Here is a 20,370-nt window from a genome sequence, read left to right as displayed (position 1 = left end):
AACCTCACAATTACTTATTTTTATCTACTCAGACACCTTGTGAAAACGGTGTTTAAAACCGCTTAAAACTAAGCGTACTTTCTAAAATTTATATTTAAATTCTCAGTGCTTGCCATTGGGCTGATGCTTATCTCCCTAAAAAAAGTAATCAGCCTTTGTAAGCCTATAACGATATGTAGAAAATAATGCAAAAAACTCAAACCACAACGTTGAGCCGTGCAACGCTCATGTTCCCATTGGCATTGGTACTGTTTGAATTCTCAGTCTATATTGGCAATGACTTAGTCCAACCTGCAATGCTCGCCATTACTAAAGAATTTGGTGTAAGTAGCTCATGGGCACCATCTTCAATGTCTTTCTATTTATTGGGTGGGGCATGTGTAGCATGGTTACTTGGCCCACTGTCTGACCGCATAGGTCGAAAAAAAGTTTTACTCGCCGGTGTACTTTTCTTTGTTATCTGTTGCTTACTCATTTTACTCACTCATAATATTGAGTCCTTTTTAGCATTACGTTTTCTACAAGGCTTTGGATTATCAGTCATTTCCGCTGTAGGCTATGCCGCAGTCCAAGAAACCTTTGAAGAACGTGATGCGATTAAAGTTATGGCGCTGATGGCAAATATTTCTTTACTTGCACCATTACTTGGGCCTGTATTGGGGGCTTTCTTAATTGACCATCTATCGTGGCATTGGGGCTTTATTGGTATAGCTTTATTGGCTTTTCTGAGCTGGTTTGGCTTAAAAGCAAAAATGCCCAGTTCTCAAGTCAGTAAGCCGAAGCAACCATTTCGCTATGTACTGGATGATTTTAAACAGGTCTTTAAAAATAAAAGATTCTTAATTATGACCTTGTCATTACCAATGCTTGCAATGCCACTCATGCTATGGATTGCTTTATCTCCAGTCATGTTGGTGGAAGAATTAGGTCTAAGCAGTATGCAATATGGATTAGCACAATTTCCAGTATTGGGTGGTCTGATACTGGGTAATATTGCCCTGATTAAAATTATTGATAAATTAGCCCTAGGTAAAACAGTATTATTTGGTCTACCGATTATGCTTTTAGGCAGCATAATTGTCTTAATCGGAGCGATTTGGAACGATTACTTTATTTATTGTGTGATTTTAGGCATGACCTTGATTAGCTTTGGTGAAGGCATTAGTTTTTCTATACTTTATCGTTTTGCACTCATGTCATCAGACGTTTCAAAAGGAACAGTCGCAGCAGCTGTTTCAGTGTTAATGATGTTGAGTTTCTTTTTCGTGATTGAATTGGTGCGAGTACTCTATGAACATTATCATTTGTTGGCATATGGATTGGTCTGTTTTGCGTTAATCGCTTTATGGTTCAGTTATCCGCGTAAGATGTTGAATACTATTTTGTTGGAACGTAAACAAAGAGGAGAGTTTTAACCTTTTTCTTTTAAGCGATGAAGGCTAAAACATTATTCAGAAGGAGCATGAGTTAATGCTCCTTTCTTTTTATCTTTTTAAAAGATCGATTTAGTTTTGTTCTAACTTTTTGAGTTTATGATCAAACACAAAAGGTCCAAACGGCAAAATTGAAGCAATTAAACCGAAAATAAACATCTTAATCGACCACTTTTGTTTTTCACAAACCACAAATAAAACCGCTAAGAAGGCAATGAACAGTATTCCATGCCCCATGCCTACATATTTCACCATGATGGGATTGTCCCAAATGTATTTCATTGGCATTGCAATTAATAGCAGTAGTAAAAAAGAAATGCCTTCTAAAAAGCCAACAACACGTAAAGATTTGATATTCATGGTCACTGTTTAAACATGAGAATGAATTTCGAGTGTAGCTGAGTCACGGCTAAAGTTGAATGAAAATTCCAATAAAATTCTTGGTTTCATTTGCAGTAATAGCATCATACTTAAATGTAATCTTTGGTTTTTTATTTAATATCCAAATTGAATAAAGCTGTTTTGAGTTTAAGTAACTCAGGTAAGGTTTCTAACAATAAACTGATTTGTTTCAATGCTAACAGCAAATTATCAGACAGATCATCTTGTGTACTTAATTGTTGAATTTCAGCGAGCTTTTGTTGAATTTTTTGCTCATCTAAAGCGTGTTGATTAAGCATGACATCATTGAGTAGCTGCTTACACCATCGCATTAACGCTAGAATCTGTTGATCTTGGACTTGCTCACGATGACTTCCCAATGCAGAGACATAGCTGAGCTGACTATGGCTATATACCAAATAACGGAAGGCATTATGAATTAAATCTGGGTTAGGATTCGGTTCGGTACTTAAGCTTGAAATCATACTGGATAATTCAATTTGCGCATTATGAGCATTCCGCCGTGCAGCTCGGTAAGTCATACTATTATTTTTACCCTGTTGGTACTGTTCAACAATGGCATCGAAATAATCCAAAGTTGCTTGCGTACTTTTTTGAATGGTCTTGGAGATATTACGAAAGTTCCAATCTGGCCAAATGAAGCTCACTGCAAACCATGCGATTAAACAGCCCAAAATCGTATCAACTATTCGAGGTAAAATGATCTCATAACCAGTACCTTTAAGATTAAAAATCAATAACACCATTAACGTAGCCATGAGTGTTGCCATGGCATATTTTTTAGAACGTAAATAGAAAAAGCACACACCAAAAATAATGGTCAGTATTAATTGTCCTTCAATACTGGGCACAAAATATAAAATAGGGATGCCTAAAACCACGCCTAAAAGTGTACCTAATGTGCGTAGTTTTAAACGACTTTTGGTCGCAAAATAACTCATCTGACAAACGAATAAGCTGGTGAGTAAGATCCAGTAGCCATTTTTGGCAAAGGGCAACAGGGACAGGGCATAACCGACTGTAAACACAAATGCGATACGCACTGCGTGTCTAAATAGTGCTGATTGTGGAGTGAGATGTTGTTTAAGTTTGAGCCATAAATCTTGAGCACCATGAATATCATCATCTAACAGATTAATATTTTGTTGCTGTTGATGGTTATTGCCATGATAGTGTTGTTGGTAATGATATTGTTCAATGCTTAAATTTATAAATTGATCCCGAATTTTCGTGAGATTACGTAAAATTAAGAGTAAGTTTTTGACTTCTAAATTGTGTGGATTTTCGTGAATCCATTGATGAATAGAATGTTCTAAATTACGTAGTGCTATTTCGGTATCAGCCTTGGCTTGAAAGGGCTGTTGATGCAAAATGGCATGTGCAAGGGCTTGGCAGCTTTGAGCGTGTAGGCGTACATTTTTTTGTATGCGAAAGATTAAATCGGTGCGGCTAAAATATTGATGAATGTTTTCATAATGTAAATAATTAGACGTGGCTTGTTCATGAATATCTTGTGCTAAAAAGTATAGGTTGAGCCAGTAAATCGTATTTTTATTGGCACGAGAGGCTTTTAAACGGGTAAGTAAGGAGCCTTTGGTTATATTTAAACTTTGTACTACTTGGCTATTTTGTAGAGAAAGTTCATAGACCCATTGTTCAATATTCTCGGTATTATCAGGATCAAATAGCTTAGATTTAATGTTAAGAAGTTGTCCGAGTGCATTAAAGTTCTGCGCTAAATTATCTTGTAAGGCTTGAGTGGGTTTGAGTAAATAAAAGAGAATGGCACTCATGCCATACCAAAGGGTACCCATCACAAAATAGCTAGGCTGTTGATACCATTCGCTGTACTCTCCCAAGCCAAACATGGTGTAAATAGACAGTAGAATCGTACCAAAGGAAATGCTGGCATAACGTTGCCCCAATGCACCCATTAAGATTAAGACGGCACTGGAGAGTGATAAGTATAGAATAAAGAAAAGTTTATATGGATACAGCGCGTCTAAAATGCTGCTGACCGTAAAAAATAACACACAGACATAGCCCAAATTTCTCAGGCGTATACTGAGGCGATCATCAAAGTCCGTCAGTGCTGTTGCAATTGTTCCTAAGGTTACAGGAACAATCAAATGTTGATAGCCTAAAAAATACAACCCAAGTGTAGTCCCGCTTAGTACGATAAAAATCTGTAAGCAATATACCCAAATAGAATTGGATTTAAAGTTTTGGTAAAGCTGTTGCAGACTATTCACAGGACGTATTCGCAAAAGTAAGGGCTTGAACGAATTCTAGTTTATCGTGTTGGTTCAGCTGCCGAATATTTATTTAGATGAAAATGTGTAAAAAATGCTGGTGATCATGATGGAATGACACCGCAAGCAATACGTGCTCCACCACCACCTAAGGGTTTTGGTCGGTCGGAATAGTTGTCACTCCCTGCATGCACCATAATCGTCAAACCCTGAATATCTTTAAGCTTTAAACGTGGTGCAATGACGGTGGTATTGGCATGACCATCTGAGTCGACATTGAGCACGGGTAAATCACCTAAATGGCCATCATTGGGGGTGCCATGCATGACATGATTGGGATTGAAATGACTGCCTGCAGCTAAAGCAGCACCTATTTTTCCATCTTTTGCCGCAGGTGCACAGGAACCATTTTCATGAATATGGAAACCATGATATCCAGATGGTAATTCTGAGAGATGTGAGGAAATCGTTAAGCCTTGTGGGCTATCTTGAAAAGTAACTGTTCCAATTTTTTGTTGAATGCCTTGAGATGTCACGGCATGTAGATCTGCAATTTTTTGTGGTAATTTGTTTTTATGAATATGTGATGTGGTTGATTTCGTTGTGCTACATCCTACCGTGAATAATGCAATGCAAGTCGTTAAAGCAGACAGTTTTAAAAAAGTGGAAAGCATGATGACGCATCCATATTGTGTTTGTTGTAAGGCTATTCAAACAGAGCATAGGATGCGAGGCAATGCGAATGAGTCACTGTATTGTATCAGTTTATTAACAAACACCAGCGATCTCAAAGTTTTGGGTGATTGTCATCTTCAATGTCATAAGCCAACGTGGCTTTGGGGACAGGTTCAGGATCAAAAGTTTCGTGTAACCATTCACGCCAAATAGCCAGCAGAATGGCTAATATCACGGGTCCAATAAATAAACCGACTAATCCAAAACTGGCTAAACCACCTAAGACACCAAACATAATCAGCAGGAATGGAATTTTAGTCGCACCTGAAATGACCAGAGGACGAATCACATTATCTGAGGTACTGACAATACAAACACCCCAAGCCATGATGCCAATAGCTTCAACCATGTGACCTTTTGAAACTAACCATAAAGCCACGCTGGTATAGGCGATTGGTGTTCCAAAGGGAATCAGTGCGAGTAAGAAGGTGACAATGGTTAAGACCATTGGATTCGGTACATCTGCAACAAAATAACTGAGACCTGCCAAAATTGCTTGCGCAACAGCAGTTAAACCGACGCCATAGACCACAGCACGCGTGGTTTCTGAAATGGTATCAATATAATGATGGATCCGTGGGCCAATAATTTTTTCGAGCGCTTTGCTGACTTGATGGACAAGCGTTTGTCCATCTCGATAGAAGAAAAATAAGGTCATGAGTGCAAAACAAAGTTTGACAATATTCTTGGTGATTTCATTCAGAACAAATTTACCATAGTTCATATGGCCTTGAATCCAAACCCCAATGGTGTGTGAAAAACTGGTGGGATCGGCATTCAGTTCACGTACTGTCCGAGTAATTTCTTTACCAATAAATGGTAATTCTCGGATAAATTCGGGAACGGTTAAGTCACCAGATGAAAATTGGCGTTGCAAATCTAGATATAGATTACGACCTTCATGCTGCAAAATAAAAATAGCAAAAGTGAGTGGTAATCCCACCACTAAAATGACCAAGGTGATCATGATGGATGCACTTGAAGTAGGTCGATGTTCACCACACATGCGTTGAATACGTTTGTACATCGGCCATGTCATATACGCGATGATACATGCCCAAAGCACAGGCACAATAAAATATTTGAGTATGTCAAAACCCAAATAAATTAAAATAAAGAACAGCCCAAATAATAAAGCACGCTGTAAAGTCGGATTAAATTCTTGCATTAATCACTCTAATCTCATTTAAATTTTCATGGAAAAATGTCCCCATTCTTTGGTAGACATCATTCAGTACATGTTTTTCATCATATATTAAAAATTATCAAAAGTACGACTTGCTTATATTTTCTAAAATTTAGAACCAATCACTTGGGTCATCAATCAGCGCATCAAGCAACGGTTGCCATTGGTCTTGAATCGCTAAATAGTTTTTTTGTGGTTTATCAAAAATACTCAAACCATGCATGGCTAATTGTCCATAGGCACTACGTTCTGAAATCCAAGCGACAGGTTTTTGCTCAATTTTGTCGAAAAATTGTTGAATGTCTTTCGAGCTTGAACTATTGGGTTTTATTCGATTTGCGACTAAATGTACTGCCACTTTACCTTTGCGAATACGCTTAATCTCTTGAATATGCTTTAAAAAACGTTTGGTACTATCAATGTCAAAAAAAGAAGGTTGGAGTGGTGTCACAATGGCATGACATTCACTAATCAATTGCTCCGCATGTTCGCCTGTGAGTGCACCTGGTGCATCAATAATTAAATATTCTAAATTTTTCGGTGCTTCGCCAATCGATTTTTCGTGTCGCCAATCTAAACTTTGAATTGTTGCTGCATCTTCAAGGCGTTGCTTGAGCCATAGTAAAGCTGATTTTTGATTGTCGGCATCTGCAAGTGCGACTTTATACCCTTTTTGAGCCAAAGCTGAAGCTAATGTAATTGCAGTAATTGTTTTACCACAGCCGCCTTTTAGATTTGCAATGAGTATTGTTTTCATGAGTTACAATTAAAGTCGGCAATAAATGTTTGATCTTAGCTTAGCATTATTTTTAGTCAGAAGATGATACATGACAAAAGTTTAGTTGTTGTTTACATTGTGCTGAGTTTTAGATTTAGGATGAAAGCATGTCCATTTGGATGGCAATGTTAATTGGTGCGTGTATCGGGATTGTGTTGACCACAATAGTATTGTCCAGCACTCGCAATGGAAAAATTAAAGCAGAATATGAGCAATATATTGCCGAGTTGGAATTGGAACATCAGCAGGCTTTGGTCAGTGCACGAAAGCGCAGTGTCAATACCAGTCGTGCAGTCTTGAAAGGTAAGATGGCGGAGCAACTGGCACCGATTATGCCCGAGTTTCAATATTTACCCAGTGACGCCAAGTTTTTGGGTGATCCGATTGATTATGTAGTTTTTGATGGGTATAGCAATTTTAGAGATGGTGATGGTGCCGCTGAAGATATTGAAGTGGTGTTAATTGATATTAAAAGTGGTGGTGCGCGTTTAACCAAAGGACAGCAAGCCGTTGCTCAGGCCGTTCGAGAGGGACGGGTGCGTTTTGAAACTATAAGAATTGATTTTGCAGATTAAACTTATTTTTTAATATTACCCATCGATTCTATATTTTCATATGGCCATCAGCTTAAAAATATCAAAACATGCAGTGTTCATATTTTGATATTTTTAAATCATTGTTGCGTGAAATATTGAATCAAATGAATGTAATGATCAAAATTATTTCTACATTTTTTGTGCTTTTGCAAAAAACATACGACGTCCAATTTTAGGCAGTCCATTTGCATCATAAGAGGCTTTGAGTACAAATTTAAAATGGGCATTGGAGAGTGCCAATTCAATATTTCGATTTAAATGACAGCCATCTGCAATCTTTTTCTGTAATGGTGTAAAAATATCTTGTAATTTTTTTAAGGTATTATTGTCATGATATTGAACGTGTTCAACTAAGTGTAATGTACCTTGTGGTTTTAACACCCGATAAATTTCTGCGATCGCCGTTTCTAAATTGGCAATACTACACATGGTCCACGTGCTGACAATGTTGTCGAGTGATGCATCAGCGAAAGGTAATTTTTCTGCACTGGCTTGAATATGTTGAACTTGAAAAGGGGCCTTTTGAATACGTTGATGAGCCAATTGATAAACATCAGAATTAGGTTCAAGCGCATATAATTTATCAATGTTTTGATAAAAAGAAATATTTAACCCTGTGCCAAAACCAATTTCTAGTACTTCACCTTGAATACTGGAAAGGAGTTCATGCCGACTTTGCATTAAGCTTGGTGTTTGCATGACTTGATTGAGCATATGTGGAAAAATATGTTGCTGATAAAATTTATAAATCATGACTTAAACTTTTTAATTGTAGTGCTTTGATTCTAACCAATATGCTGGACAAAAGATAAGACAAAAAAGTGACGAAATTTCTATATTTTGTTACTCAATCTTGATTTTCTGATAAAGGTTTAAGTCCATACTTGAGTCAGATGACAATATTGATTCGACGATTTTGGAGGGATCTATGACAAAAAAATTATTTTTTGCTGCGTTATGTGCATTTAGTGCATTACATGCCAATGCTGATTCATCGGCTCAATATAATATTGCGAAAGGCTTAGCGCCGATTGTTAAAGATCAGAAAATTTCAGTCTTAGAACCATTTCAAGGTGAATTTCGAATTTTAGGCTCAAAAGAGTATTTTTCAGATGAGCAAGCGAAGTTTTCACCGATTGATTATGCTGTGACCCGTGGTTTGTTTACTGAGCCCGAAATTGCCCGTCAAATTTCGATTAACCAATATGATCGTTATTTAAATTGGAAAATGGCACGCACGCCTATTCCACCGCAATTGGCAACTCAATTGGTGAGTAATATGAATATTATTCCTGCCAATCCTGAAATTGCCAAACAAATTAAAAAAGTACGGCGGGGCGATTTAGTGCGTTTAAATGGTGATTTAGTCCAAGTGAATGATAAAGACTTGGTCTGGAAATCTGCTTTAGATTGGAACGGTGTTGGAGATGGCGCGTGCAAGTTGATTCGCGTGAATTCCATTCAATGGATTGAAAAACAAAATATTTAACTGATATTGAGTAAAACTAGAGACTCTTGATTGATTTGCTGTAATTATAAGCAGAAGAGGATAGGATCTGGGGTATAGATTGATGAAAACTTTCGGCAGTATTGTAGTGATATTATTGGGAATGGGCTTATCTGCTTGTCACAGTCCGAGTTCAACAGGGATTGCTAAAACTCACATCTATACGTTAAAGCAAAAATGTCCGACGTTAATGGAAATGAAAGTCGGCGAAATTTTGCTATTTAATGCGCCAGAAAATCCAAGTACGGGTTATCAATGGCAACTGGCTCAACCTGTACAGAATTTTAAAACTGAAGAAACTTTTCTACAGAAAGATGCTGAAGATGGTGCTGTAGGTGTTGGAAGAATAAAAACCTTTAAATTTACAGCACAAAAGCCTGGGCAAGATTTAATTGAGTTGGTCTATGTCCGCTCTTGGGAATCGGCTAAACAGCCTGAGCAATTGTGGCAATGTCGAATTCGGATTTCTTAATCTTATTTGTATCTCGTATTTAGAGTAGCTAGAAGCTCGCTAAGGGATTGTAAAAGTCGTCGCTTGTGGTCGAAATCTGGAACGTACAAAGACAGTTTTCGTAAGTTTGAAGGGCATATCTTAGATGTCAGCCGAATAGGTGGATTTGATGCCACCTATTGTTATTGCTAAAAAATGTCAGGAATGTTTCTCGGTCTTGGCTTTCCAATGATCTAGTTGTTCTTGTGCTGTAAACAGCTCTCCCATACCTTTTACTGCATCAGATGGCTGTTTTAGCTCACCATCAGGTGACTGTTTTTTCTCATCATAGACTTTGGCTTGATTTTCCCAATATTGATAAAGTAAGCCTTGGATATAGCGCCCTTGTTGAGTTTTTAAATCTAAATCTTTGAGCATATTGAGTGAAGACTGAATGCTATCTCGTTTTAATTGCTGAGATATTTCAGCTGAGAGTTTGCCTTCAACCGCTCTTTTTTCTAGATCGGCCTCTAATTCATTGTTCATTTCACTAAATTTTTGATCATATTCAGTCAGTAGCGCAATATCATGCGCATCATCTGGTGTCGCTGGAAATTCTTTAATGGGTTTGGTTTTGAGCTGATCCAGTACTTTGGGAGAGGTATCCGTCGCTTGATTCTGATCATTAGGTATTTGTTCGGGCTTAGGCGTACATGCGGTGATCAGCAGGGTGATGGATAGTAAGCTAGTGAGCAGTACAGGATTTGATAATTTATTCATGATAAATACGCTCCAATCAATAATTTAATCTGCAAATTTTCTAAAGTGATAGGCATAGGTGACATAAGGAAACTCAATTTCATCTTGAGGGGATTTACCAGTATGTTCCAAAATAATCTGTTCAAATTGCTGCTGTAATTTGAATTGTTCCGCTGGTGGCATTGCGGCAATAAAGCTGGTGGACAATAAGCGCTTACTCACCACATCATTTACAGTGCCTTTTTGCAGTTGAGAAAAGAGTTTGACACTTTCTAGTCGAAATAAAAATTGATGTTCAAAGACCTTTTTCCATGCACCGCTATGATAGCGTGGTGTATTACCTTCCAGTGGTGTGAGCAGATCTGCTAATGCTTTGACCCAGCTGACCTCTTCATCGCGTTGGTTCCAGACCAGACCTAAGTGTCCCTCTGGTTTTAGGATATGATAAATTTCGTTTAAGCTTTCAATGTTGGCAAACCAGTGAAAAGATTGAGCACACAAAACAGCATCAATACTTTCAGACGGTAGTGGAATATGATCACTGGATGCTTGTAGCACCTGTGCTTCAGGATGTACTATTTTCAATTGTTCAAGCATTTCTGCAATCGGTTCGATGGCAATGGTCTGCGGGGTGACTTGTTGGAGATAATTGAGGAACTTGCCTGTACCTGCACCTAAGTCCACGACTGTAGACTGGCGATTGAGTTGCAGTTCATCCTTTAACCATGTCATGATCTCTGGTGGGTAGCTTGGACGAACTTGTTGATAGAGTTCAGCCGCAGAACTGAAGCCTTTTTGTGCAGCAGGATGTAAGGAATGTGTCATATTTTGCGCTTTTTTATCTGTGTAGTATCTATAAAATATGACATCTGATGTGATGAATAGGCAAGTTATCTATTTGTTTAATTTTTATGCTAAAGATAAGAGAGCCTATGTCTCGGTGTTGTAATGGATAAGCAGATCATTTTTGAAGACGAACAAATCAGAGCCATTTACCTAAAAGGCAATTCTGATACTTTGGTGCTCTCTTTTGGTGATTTAATCTCACGTGCCAAAGGGCTTTCGATTAATGCTGAAAAATCATTAAGTAAATATGATTACAGTGTGGTCGGAATTATGCCGAAAGAAAAATCATGGTTTCCTGCATCAAGTATGGCGGAGCTATTACTGCAGTTACAACCGATTTTAGCGCAATACCAGCGCATTGTTGGCTATGGTGGCTCAATGGGTGGGTATGCTGCTATAAAATATTCAATGCTTCTCAATATGCAACGTGTGGTGGCTATGGTGCCGCAATATTCGATTGACCCAAATGAAGTAGAAGATCGCCGTTATACAGATTTCTATGATGCAAAGCTGAATGCTGATATGCGTATTCAGGCGCAGGATATTGCACCAGAATGTGAATATATTGTGGTTTATGATCCTTATTTTGAAAATGATAAAGAGCATTACTTAAAAATCAAACCGCTCATTCCGCAGCTACATACATTACACCTCCCGTATACTGGGCATGACGCGATTGCGGTTTTGGCAAGTTCATCTTTATTGCATGATTTTATTGAACATCCATACGATCAAACCTATTTCTATAAGCAAATACGTGAAGTGAAAAAGAACAGTAAGTTTTATTATCGCAGCGTGATTGCACATTTATTAGGGACACATAACGAAGCTTTAGGCAAAATTTTAAAAACCATTGATCTGCAATTAGATAGTAGTTTTTTTGATGCTAGTTTAAAGCAAACCATTACCCGAATTTTATTAAACAATAAACGGGTAGATGAGCAGGATCTGAAAAAACTGGGGATTCAGGTCAATTTACCTTTTGAAAATAAAACCCAGTTACAAGACTGTTTTGGCAATGTTTTAGTTTTTAATGTCATTACCCAGAAAATTGAAAGCTATGATCAACAAGTAATTGATATAAATGGTAAATATATTATTCCTTTACATGTCGAAAATAGCAGTCTGGCGCAAGTGGAAATCAAAAAACAGACCTATTTAATTTGTATGAATGATCGCCGAGTGACGAAGTTATTTAAAAGGGATGATGCACTCTCTTTAGATATGAATCCGATTGTTATCAAAAAGTGCATTGATTTTTATGTATTAAGTTATAAAAACTTATATATGAGCTGTGATATGCAGGGCAGCTGTAGTTTTGAATCAGATTCGGTACAAGACCCTGAAAAGTTTGTCGTTATTTAACGATAAATTGATTTGTGCGTCGTTCGGATTGAAAATTTTTCGCCGTGGTGAGTAATAGGGATAAAACATGAAAGCTGTCTTTTTAGATTATCAGTCTTTAGATAAAGATGACTTGGACTTTAGTCAGCTCAAAGCGGTATTTGATGATCTGGTACTTTATCCATCTACCTCAAGTGAACAGGTTTTGGAGCGTATTCAAGCCGTAGATGTGGTGATTACCAATAAAGTCGTGCTGGATGCTGAAATTATTCAACAATGTCCAAATTTAAAATTGATTTTGATTTCAGCCACTGGAACCAATAACGTTGATTTAAAACAAGCCCAGCAGCAAGGGATTGTCGTGAGTAATTGTCAGGGCTATGGGACATCCGCCGTGGCACAACATACGCTTTCATTGATGTTGGCTTTGGCAAACTCTTTACTGCAATACGATCGAGCTGTGAAACAAGGGCAATGGAATAAATCGTCCAGTTTTTGTTTGTTAGATTTTCCCATTGTTGAATTATCAGGTAAGACTTTAGGCATTCTGGGTTATGGGGAATTGGGCAAAGCCGTTGCAAAATTGGCTGAAGCCTTTGGCATGAAGGTTTTAGTTGGAGCATTGCCGCATCGCCCGATAGATTCCACACGGACGCCATTCACTGAGCTTTTATCACAAGTTGATTTTCTCAGTTTACATTGCCCCTTGACCGATGCAACGCGTGATTTAATTGCAGCTAAAGAATTTGCAGTGATGAAGAAAACTGCATTTCTAGTCAACTGCGCACGTGGGGGTATTGTCAATGAACAAGCGCTGGCTGATGCTTTACGCCAAGGCCAAATTGCAGGTGCGGCAACGGATGTACTGAGCGTTGAGCCGCCCAAACAAGGCAATGTTTTATTGTCAGATGATATACCTAACTTAATTATTACCCCACATAGTGCGTGGGGCAGTGTTGAAGCTCGGCAAAGAATGCTGAATCAACTGGTTGAAAATATGCAAGCCTTTCAACAAGGACAGCCGATACGACGAGTGAGCTAAAAAAATCCCACCAAGCGGTGGGATTTTTTATGCGCAATTAATGTGGAATATCGGCTGAAATTTCATCTTGAGTGATGTTTTGCTTTGAGCTGTTGTTATTGATTGGTGCGGCTGCTTGGGTAATTTTAGATACTGCAACCGCATTTTTTGTTGGCGTAGAAACCAGAGGTGCTGTAACTGGAGTTGTAGTATTTGCCAAGCCCGAATTTTGGCTTAATGAATTATGCTGAATAGGGACATTCCCACCACTCGTACCGATGACTGAATCTTTGGTTTCATTCACTTTCTTTATCGCAGTATCAATACCTTTTCGGGTATTCTCCTTTGCAATTTCTGCCTGTTCAGTGGTGTAGGTCTTGGTATTGTCCCAAGTCTCATCGACTTTAGGCTTAATTTTTTGGATGCCTTTTTCTGTGGCTGTTCCGACTTTTTCAGCAGTATTTTGAATTTTTTCACCGGTTTTATACGCCAATACCTTAAAAATATTCGGATTATCTCCATAAGGTACTGTTTTTGTATTATTTGTAGCTTGAGCATAAAGAAAAGAGGGTGTTGCTAAAATTGTTGCTGCAAGACAGAAAACTTTCATCGTATTCATTATGATTTTTCACCTTCATTTTGTGTAGCGATGTATTGGCTATATAACTTTGAGCTCATAATACGTGTAAAAGTATTTCTATAATTGATTTAGTCAGAAAATTGATACAGCAAATTATAAAAATGAAACAAAGCTGAATGATTGTGAAGAAAAGTCTTCATAATTTCCTCTTTCATTTTAGGTTATACGCTCTAGGTAATTGGCGACACCATTTATACTAATCACATTGTTTTAGGTTTGAGTGTTTAAAGTTCTTTTTGAGCATACTAAAATTGCTTTGTTGTTCTGGATTTTGTACATCAAAAATAGTTTGTTTGGTTTCAATTGTGGCATTTACATTTGAGACTACTGAAATAAGTTGCTCACCTTTAAAAATCCAATGTTCTGTGGCTTTGCCTGTTTCAAATTTGCCTGTAAATTCGATCACGCAGTTGTCTTTTTGCTTGATTAAACGTGCAAGGTTGTGTTTTGTAGATGGTTCAGCAGAGATGTTTGTGTGTTGTTCTAAAACGATAGGCGTGTTGGGATTGGTAGGTGTGGTTGAGCAAGCGGTGAGGGCGATTGCTGTTAGTAATATTCCGTATATATTAGTCATGAAGTGCTTCTTTAAAATATGTTAATACAAGTTAACTATAGAATTTAATCTTATTGATAAATTTCATTTTTATCGGGTAGAGAATTTAGGAGATCGAGCCCCTTTCTCTTCAGCATGATAAAACTTTGTTCAATGCTATAAAGATAATTTAAAAATGGTTCTAAAGTGTCGATCATTAATTTTTTCGAACGATTCAGTTCAGTAGTCATTCTAGGCATTTGCTTAACAGCATTTAAAAATCCTGAAATGCCATTACTCATCGTAGGTATAGATTCAATAATATGATCGAAACCTTGGATCATTATATGGAAACCCTTTGCATTATCATTAGTATGAATTTCAGGATAAATTTCATAAAATTTTTCGAATTTATCAATTGTAATATCTAAATTACACTTTATGTCACTAAATTTTTGTTTTGATTTAATACAATATTCTGTCAAGTTTTCACTAAAGTTATTAATAATTCGCTTACGGACTTTAAAATCATCAGGGTTATTATCTAGTTGTTTAGTATAGTCTTTAACTAGGACACTATGTGAGTTGGTTAAATCACTAAAATTGTTTAATGCATTTGTAGCATTTTAGAAGAGTTCATTCATATTTTCAAATAAGTCATAAATACCTTCATCTTCGATTTCTGGTTTAGATAACTCAGTTACTATTTTAATATTAGGCGTTGGAGAGTTTACAAAGTTAGATTTTTTCGACCATTGCTGACTAATTTTTATTAGATGATCTCTTAATGTTTTCTCAAAACTTTGACTATTAAACTCCCAATAATATCCACCTAATTGAGGTAGGTTATCTTTAAAGTCTTTAATTTTTTGAAATTGTTCAAAATGAATTTTATAGGGATCAATAGGATCAGTTTTGAAATAAAAGCAAATCTCAAGTTGTTTGTTATTTAATCTCCTGGCATTTGCACGTTCAAATTCTTCTAGAGTTCCTGATTCAGCCTTATTTGTTGGTGTACCGAATCTTGACCAAAGAATACCAAGGAAAATATCGTAATCATCACCAATTTGTTTATTGATTATATCTTGAGGATATTCTCCAAAACTAGGAAAAGTAGAATTTTCCCAACTTAAAAGCTCAAAATTTAAATTAAGTGTTTTTAAATAGGATTGATTTAGATCATTAATTACTTCTTTTTTCATTGGATACATCCGAAGGTGATGCTAGGTAGATGCTTAAGGTTGTTATTTGTTTTGCCATAGAATTATTTGATTTGCTATTCAAAAGATACTTATATTCGCAAAACATTAATTTTTCAATAAAGAAACCCGCATTTAGCGGGTTTCTTTATTTCAATAACTTAGCCTAGTGTTGAAGCACCGAAATATCCGCCACGCTGGTAAACAAGCTACGCAATTGAGCTAATAAACGTAAACGGTTGGCTTTCAATTCTGCATCATCTGCCATGACCATGACGCCTTCAAAGAAAGCATCAATTGGTGCACGTAATGCTGCAAGTGCAGACAATGCCGCGGTGTAGTCTTTAGCAGCAAACAATGGTTGAACCACTGGGTTAATTTTTGCAAGTTCAGCGAATAATGCTTTTTCTGCATCTTCAACCAAGTTTGCTTCAACCACTTCACCTGTAGGCGTAGCTTCTTTCGCTAAAATATTCGCAACACGCTTATTGGCTGCAGCAAGGGCTGCCGCTTCTGGCAGGTTACGGAAGTGATTTACTGCATTGACACGCTTATCAAAATCTAAAGGAGACTTAGGTGACAAGGCTTGAACCGCTTGAATCACATCAACTGCAACGCCTTGGTCTTCATATTTTGCACGGTAACGACCTTCAAGGAAGTTAACAGCATCTGCCAAAGTCTTATCGTGATCTTTGACAACATCGCCATACGCAGCTAAAGCCAATTTGATTAAGTCTTCAATCGACACATCAAGATTGTTTTCAGTCACTAAACGTAAAATACCAATGGCAGAGCGACGTAAAGCAAACGGGTCTTTAGAACCTGTTGGTGCTTGGTTAATACCAAAAATACCAGTGAGTGTGTCTAAACGATCCGCAAGGGCAATGGTTGTCCCTGTTTTGGTTTGTGGTAAAACATCGCCTGCAAATTTAGGTAAATATTGTTCGCCTAAAGCTTCAGCCACTTCATGGTTTTCGCCTTCAAGACGTGCGTAATACGTTCCTGCAATCCCTTGAAGTTCTGGAAATTCACCCACCAACTCAGAGGTTAAATCGCATTTTGCAAGCAACGCAGCCTTTTCAGCATCCGCAGGGTTTGCACCTGTGATTGGCGCTAAAGCCACAGCCAATTTCGCAATACGTTCAGACTTGTTCCACAATGTGCCAAGCTCGGCTTGGAATACCATATTGGCTAACTTTTCTTTACGCGACGCCAGCGGTTGCTTTTGGTCTTGTAAGAAGAAGAATTCTGCATCTGACAAACGAGGACGTACAACTTTTTCGTTACCTTCAATAATTTGAGCAGGATCTTTCGACTCAATGTTTGAAACGGTAATGAAATAAGGCTGTAATTTATTTTCAGCATTGATTAAGCAGAAGTATTTTTGGTTGTCTTGCATCGTGGTGATCAATGCTTCTTGCGGTACAGCAAGGAAACGTTCTTCAAAACTGGCACGTAGCGCAACAGGCCATTCTACCAATGCCGTTACTTCATCACGAAGGTCACTTGGTACGATCGCAATCGCATTGACTTCATCAGCCAAAGCTTTAACTTGTTGGTCGATAATCGCTTGGCGTTCTGCAAAGTCAGCAATCACATAAGCCGCTTTTAACTTCGCAAGATATTCATCTGCATGAGCCAAAGTAATCGCTTCAGGAGCATGGAAACGATGACCATAAGTCACATTACCTGCTTGATGATCCTGAATAGTGGCTTCAATCACATCGTTATCTTTAAGTAAGACAACCCATTTTACAGGACGCACGAATTCAGTACGGCTTGCCGCTGAACGCATACGTTTAGCAATTGGAAGATTGTCCAAAGCAGCTTGTAAAATTTGTGGCAATAAAATGTCAAGGCTTTGACCTTCAATATCTTTCAAGAAGCAGACTTTTTCAACTTTACCCGCTTGGAAAGTGGTGACTTGATCCGCGGTAATACCTTGACCACGCATAAAGCCTTCTAAAGCGCGTGTTGGTTTACCTTCAGTATCATAAGCGGCTTGTAGTGCAGGGCCGTCAAAACGCTTCTGTGTATCAGGTTGAGCGCCATCAACATTAACAATTTTAAGTGCCAAACGACGTGGTGCTGCATATGCTTCGATTGAATCGAATGCTAAGCCTGCATCTTTTAAGCCTTTTACCGTTTCAGCATGGAGTGCATCACGTAATTTTTTGAGGCTTTTTGGCGGAAGTTCTTCACAACCTAATTCGAACAATACTGTATGTTTAGACATTATTTGCTCTCCTTGTTGGCTTCTTTCGCTTCTGCTTCAACTTGTGCCTTTAACTGTGCCAAAACTTCATCACGTAATGCAGGTTCTGCCATTGGGAAGCCAAGCTTCGCACGAGCTGCAACATAACTTTGTGCAATTGCACGCGCCAAAGTACGTACGCGTAAAATATAGCGCTGACGTTCAGTCACAGAAATTGCACCACGTGCATCCAGCAAGTTAAAGCTATGTGAAGCTTTAATCACTTGCTCATAGGCAGGCAATGGAAGTTCAGCTTCAATCAAGCGCGTCGCTTCAGCTTCATAGAAGTCGAACAGTTCAAACATTTTTTCGACGTTGGCATATTCAAAGTTATAAGTCGATTGTTCCACTTCATTTTGGTGGAATACATCGCCATAAGTCACAGTACCGAATTGACCTTTTGTCCAAACAAGATCGTAAACTGAATCTACGCCTTGAAGGTACATTGCCAAACGCTCAAGACCGTAAGTGATTTCACCTGTCACAGGGTAGCATTCCAAACCGCCCACTTGTTGGAAGTAAGTGAACTGAGTCACTTCCATACCGTTAAGCCAAACTTCCCAACCTAAGCCCCAAGCACCGAGTGTTGGAGATTCCCAGTTGTCTTCGACAAAACGAATATCGTGAATAAGCGTATCAATACCAATCGCTTTTAAAGAGTCAAGGTAAAGCTGTTGGATATTGTCAGGGTTTGGTTTAAGGACGACTTGGAATTGGTAGTAGTGCTGTAAACGGTTTGGGTTTTCGCCATAACGACCATCTTTCGGACGGCGTGATGGCTGAACGTAAGCTGCGTTCCACGTTTCAGGCCCTAGCGCACGAAGGAAAGTTGCTGTGTGGAATGTGCCTGCGCCCATTTCCATATCGTAAGGCTGTAAAATGACACAACCTTGTTCAGCCCAGTAATTTTGTAAGGCAAGAATTAAGCCTTGAAAGGTATCAATATGCGATATGGCGCGACTCATGCAGAATCCACTATAAGTATTAGAAAAATTGGTTCTAAGTATAAGGATTTTGCAGGAGAGTGGCAAAGGTTCTCTAGAAAATAGATAGCGGTTGAGCCCAATGGACTTTAGGTGATTATAAAACGCTTTTTGCTGTCCAAATTTAGTGAAATTAGCTGATCATTTTTGTTAGAGTGCCTAGATATCCTTTACTGTTAACTCTAATTTATTATTGTTGGCTTCAAACAGAATTACTCATAACTCTAAGATAGAGAATAAATACATCTTATGAGTGCATCATCGTATAATTTTGAACTTAATTGCGATATTAGAATTAAAAGGATGGCTGTGTTTCATACAAAACTTGAATGGTTAAATACCTTAAAACCTAATTTTAAAGTGTTACCGCTAAAGGAGAGACTCCTCTGTGGTATCGGTGCATTGCTCGGTTTAATGATATCTTCTTTTATTAGTTGGTATGTGCTGGGAGATTTCAACGCATGGTATATCGCGCCCATGGGGGCATCATCGGTATTACTGTTTGCTGTGCCTGCAAGTCCACTTGCCCAACCCTGGAATATGATTGTCGGAAATAGCATTGCAGGGCTTATTGGGGTTACCTGTGCGCTCTATATTCCGAATTTGACTGAGGCTTTTAGTGTCGCCGTTGCGCTGAGTATTTTCTTAATGATGAGCACGGATTCGCTACACCCACCGAGTGGGGCAGTGGCGATTACTGCAGTATTGGGTGGAAATGTGGTTCATCAATTGGGTTATTATTTTATTTTTTATCCAGTGCTGCTAAATTCAGTTTTATTGCTGATTTTTGCGATCGTATTCAATCGTTTATTAGGCAAACAGTATCCACAAATTGCACAAGTAAATACCCGTTCTAAAGATCCAACACCGACGCAAAAAGTCACGATTCAGCCGCAAGATATTCAAGATGTTTTGGAGCATCAAACTGAGCTTTTAGATATTAGTGAATATGACCTACAGAAAATTATTCTCGAAGCACAAGATAAAGCTAACGCACGTATGGTAAGTGACTACTTGTGTCAGGACATTATGTCTAAAGATGTTATTTGTTTACATGCGGAAGATGATATTCATGAAGCATTGGATAAATTTAAACGGGTTAATTTAATGAGTTTACCTGTTGTGAATCTAGAGAATGAATTGGTTGGTACTTTGGCATTGTATGACATTGTAGAGTGGTTCAAGCGAGCAGCGGATCCGCGGGCTTCATGGGAACATTTGGTCAAACAAATTATGGATCGAAAAGTAGTGACAGTGAAACCATCACAAACGATTCAAGATTTGATTCCATATTTTGTAGAGAAATCATTTAATTATATTCCTGTGGTTGAGCAGCAAAAACTGGTGGGCATTGTTAGCCGTGCCGATATGATTGCTGCCTTAAACCAACAGTTGAATCGATTATAAAAATAAAGACTTTAAATATAAAAAAAGCTACGACAGATTAGGGAGAGTATGTCGTAGCATAAAAAA

21 protein-coding genes are annotated in these 20,370 nt (G+C 38.1%); 7 read left to right on the top strand and 14 right to left on the bottom strand.

Annotated features, from left to right (window positions below; genetic code table 11):
- Positions 1 to 185 precede the first annotated feature (185 nt).
- A complete protein-coding gene (craA, locus tag B9T28_RS00310; RefSeq protein ID WP_086201987.1) occupies positions 186 to 1,415 on the top strand; it encodes a chloramphenicol efflux MFS transporter CraA in 1,230 nt (409 codons plus the stop codon).
- A 90-nt stretch (positions 1,416 to 1,505) separates the two neighbouring features.
- Here craA and B9T28_RS00305 read toward each other — a convergent pair whose 3' ends face one another.
- The 5 genes from B9T28_RS00305 to B9T28_RS00285 form a co-directional block, all read right to left on the bottom strand.
- Entirely contained in the window at positions 1,506 to 1,793 is a 288-nt protein-coding gene (locus B9T28_RS00305) for a DUF3817 domain-containing protein (RefSeq protein ID WP_086201986.1), read from the bottom strand.
- A gap of 131 nt (positions 1,794 to 1,924) precedes the next feature.
- Positions 1,925 to 4,087 (bottom strand): YccS family putative transporter, encoded by a 2,163-nt coding sequence (yccS, locus tag B9T28_RS00300; RefSeq protein ID WP_086201985.1) that lies wholly within the window; start codon positions 4,085 to 4,087, stop codon positions 1,925 to 1,927.
- A 104-nt stretch (positions 4,088 to 4,191) separates the two neighbouring features.
- A complete protein-coding gene (sodC, locus tag B9T28_RS00295) occupies positions 4,192 to 4,761 on the bottom strand; it encodes a superoxide dismutase family protein (protein WP_086201984.1) in 570 nt (189 codons plus the stop codon).
- A gap of 113 nt (positions 4,762 to 4,874) precedes the next feature.
- The gene (locus B9T28_RS00290) at positions 4,875 to 5,990 is read right to left on the bottom strand and encodes an AI-2E family transporter (protein WP_086201983.1); all 1,116 of its coding nucleotides are present in this window, start codon (positions 5,988 to 5,990) and stop codon (positions 4,875 to 4,877) included.
- A 130-nt stretch (positions 5,991 to 6,120) separates the two neighbouring features.
- The gene (locus B9T28_RS00285) at positions 6,121 to 6,765 is read right to left on the bottom strand and encodes a ParA family protein (RefSeq protein WP_086201982.1); all 645 of its coding nucleotides are present in this window, start codon (positions 6,763 to 6,765) and stop codon (positions 6,121 to 6,123) included.
- A gap of 128 nt (positions 6,766 to 6,893) precedes the next feature.
- On the opposite strand from B9T28_RS00285, the gene B9T28_RS00280 reads away from it, so the two are divergent.
- Positions 6,894 to 7,361, top strand: a complete 468-nt coding sequence (locus B9T28_RS00280) for a Holliday junction resolvase-like protein (protein WP_086201981.1) — start codon at positions 6,894 to 6,896, stop codon at positions 7,359 to 7,361.
- A 150-nt stretch (positions 7,362 to 7,511) separates the two neighbouring features.
- On the opposite strand, the gene B9T28_RS00275 is transcribed toward B9T28_RS00280, so the two are convergent.
- On the bottom strand, positions 7,512 to 8,135 hold the full coding sequence (locus B9T28_RS00275) for a class I SAM-dependent methyltransferase (RefSeq protein ID WP_086201980.1): 624 nt from the start codon (positions 8,133 to 8,135) through the stop codon (positions 7,512 to 7,514).
- Positions 8,136 to 8,310: 175 nt separating this feature from the next.
- On the opposite strand from B9T28_RS00275, the gene B9T28_RS00270 reads away from it, so the two are divergent.
- On the top strand, positions 8,311 to 8,871 hold the full coding sequence (locus B9T28_RS00270) for a hypothetical protein (protein ID WP_086201979.1): 561 nt from the start codon (positions 8,311 to 8,313) through the stop codon (positions 8,869 to 8,871).
- An 82-nt stretch (positions 8,872 to 8,953) separates the two neighbouring features.
- Positions 8,954 to 9,361: a protease inhibitor I42 family protein gene (locus B9T28_RS00265; protein WP_086201978.1), complete on the top strand. Its 408-nt coding sequence runs from the start codon at positions 8,954 to 8,956 to the stop codon at positions 9,359 to 9,361.
- Between the two features lie 177 nt (positions 9,362 to 9,538).
- Here the strand turns inward: B9T28_RS00265 and B9T28_RS00260 are convergent, their stop codons facing one another.
- Positions 9,539 to 10,099: a hypothetical protein gene (locus B9T28_RS00260; protein WP_086201977.1), complete on the bottom strand. Its 561-nt coding sequence runs from the start codon at positions 10,097 to 10,099 to the stop codon at positions 9,539 to 9,541.
- A gap of 24 nt (positions 10,100 to 10,123) precedes the next feature.
- A complete protein-coding gene (locus B9T28_RS00255) occupies positions 10,124 to 10,903 on the bottom strand; it encodes a class I SAM-dependent methyltransferase (RefSeq protein ID WP_086201976.1) in 780 nt (259 codons plus the stop codon).
- Positions 10,904 to 11,026: 123 nt separating this feature from the next.
- On the opposite strand from B9T28_RS00255, the gene B9T28_RS00250 reads away from it, so the two are divergent.
- Together B9T28_RS00250 and B9T28_RS00245 are read left to right on the top strand one after the other, a co-directional pair.
- On the top strand, positions 11,027 to 12,289 hold the full coding sequence (locus B9T28_RS00250; protein ID WP_086201975.1) for a hypothetical protein: 1,263 nt from the start codon (positions 11,027 to 11,029) through the stop codon (positions 12,287 to 12,289).
- A 67-nt stretch (positions 12,290 to 12,356) separates the two neighbouring features.
- Positions 12,357 to 13,310, top strand: a complete 954-nt coding sequence (locus tag B9T28_RS00245; RefSeq protein ID WP_086201974.1) for a 2-hydroxyacid dehydrogenase — start codon at positions 12,357 to 12,359, stop codon at positions 13,308 to 13,310.
- A gap of 37 nt (positions 13,311 to 13,347) precedes the next feature.
- On the opposite strand, the gene B9T28_RS00240 is transcribed toward B9T28_RS00245, so the two are convergent.
- The 6 genes from B9T28_RS00240 to glyQ form a co-directional block, all read right to left on the bottom strand.
- On the bottom strand, positions 13,348 to 13,908 hold the full coding sequence (locus B9T28_RS00240; protein ID WP_252053395.1) for a hypothetical protein: 561 nt from the start codon (positions 13,906 to 13,908) through the stop codon (positions 13,348 to 13,350).
- 217 nt (positions 13,909 to 14,125) lie between these two features.
- Entirely contained in the window at positions 14,126 to 14,503 is a 378-nt protein-coding gene (locus B9T28_RS00235) for a hypothetical protein (protein ID WP_086201973.1), read from the bottom strand.
- Positions 14,504 to 14,553: 50 nt separating this feature from the next.
- Entirely contained in the window at positions 14,554 to 14,946 is a 393-nt protein-coding gene (locus B9T28_RS00230; protein WP_086201972.1) for a hypothetical protein, read from the bottom strand.
- A gap of 141 nt (positions 14,947 to 15,087) precedes the next feature.
- Positions 15,088 to 15,663, bottom strand: coding sequence for a DUF4062 domain-containing protein (locus B9T28_RS00225; RefSeq protein ID WP_086201971.1), 576 nt, complete (start codon positions 15,661 to 15,663; stop codon positions 15,088 to 15,090).
- Between the two features lie 163 nt (positions 15,664 to 15,826).
- On the bottom strand, positions 15,827 to 17,896 hold the full coding sequence (glyS, locus tag B9T28_RS00220; RefSeq protein WP_086201970.1) for a glycine--tRNA ligase subunit beta: 2,070 nt from the start codon (positions 17,894 to 17,896) through the stop codon (positions 15,827 to 15,829).
- Positions 17,896 to 18,879, bottom strand: coding sequence for a glycine--tRNA ligase subunit alpha (gene glyQ, locus B9T28_RS00215; RefSeq protein WP_086201969.1), 984 nt, complete (start codon positions 18,877 to 18,879; stop codon positions 17,896 to 17,898). The genes glyS and glyQ overlap by 1 nt, the downstream gene beginning before the upstream one ends.
- A gap of 321 nt (positions 18,880 to 19,200) precedes the next feature.
- On the opposite strand from glyQ, the gene B9T28_RS00210 reads away from it, so the two are divergent.
- Positions 19,201 to 20,304 carry an HPP family protein gene (locus tag B9T28_RS00210; RefSeq protein ID WP_171263420.1) on the top strand — a complete coding sequence of 368 codons (1,104 nt, stop codon included), beginning with the start codon at positions 19,201 to 19,203 and terminating at the stop codon, positions 20,302 to 20,304.
- Positions 20,305 to 20,370 lie beyond the last annotated feature (66 nt).

Origin of the sequence: Acinetobacter silvestris (assembly GCF_002135235.1) — a bacterium.
GTDB classification, from domain to species: Bacteria; Pseudomonadota; Gammaproteobacteria; order Pseudomonadales; family Moraxellaceae; genus Acinetobacter; species Acinetobacter silvestris.
This window is presented reverse-complemented; position numbering and strand designations above follow the sequence as displayed.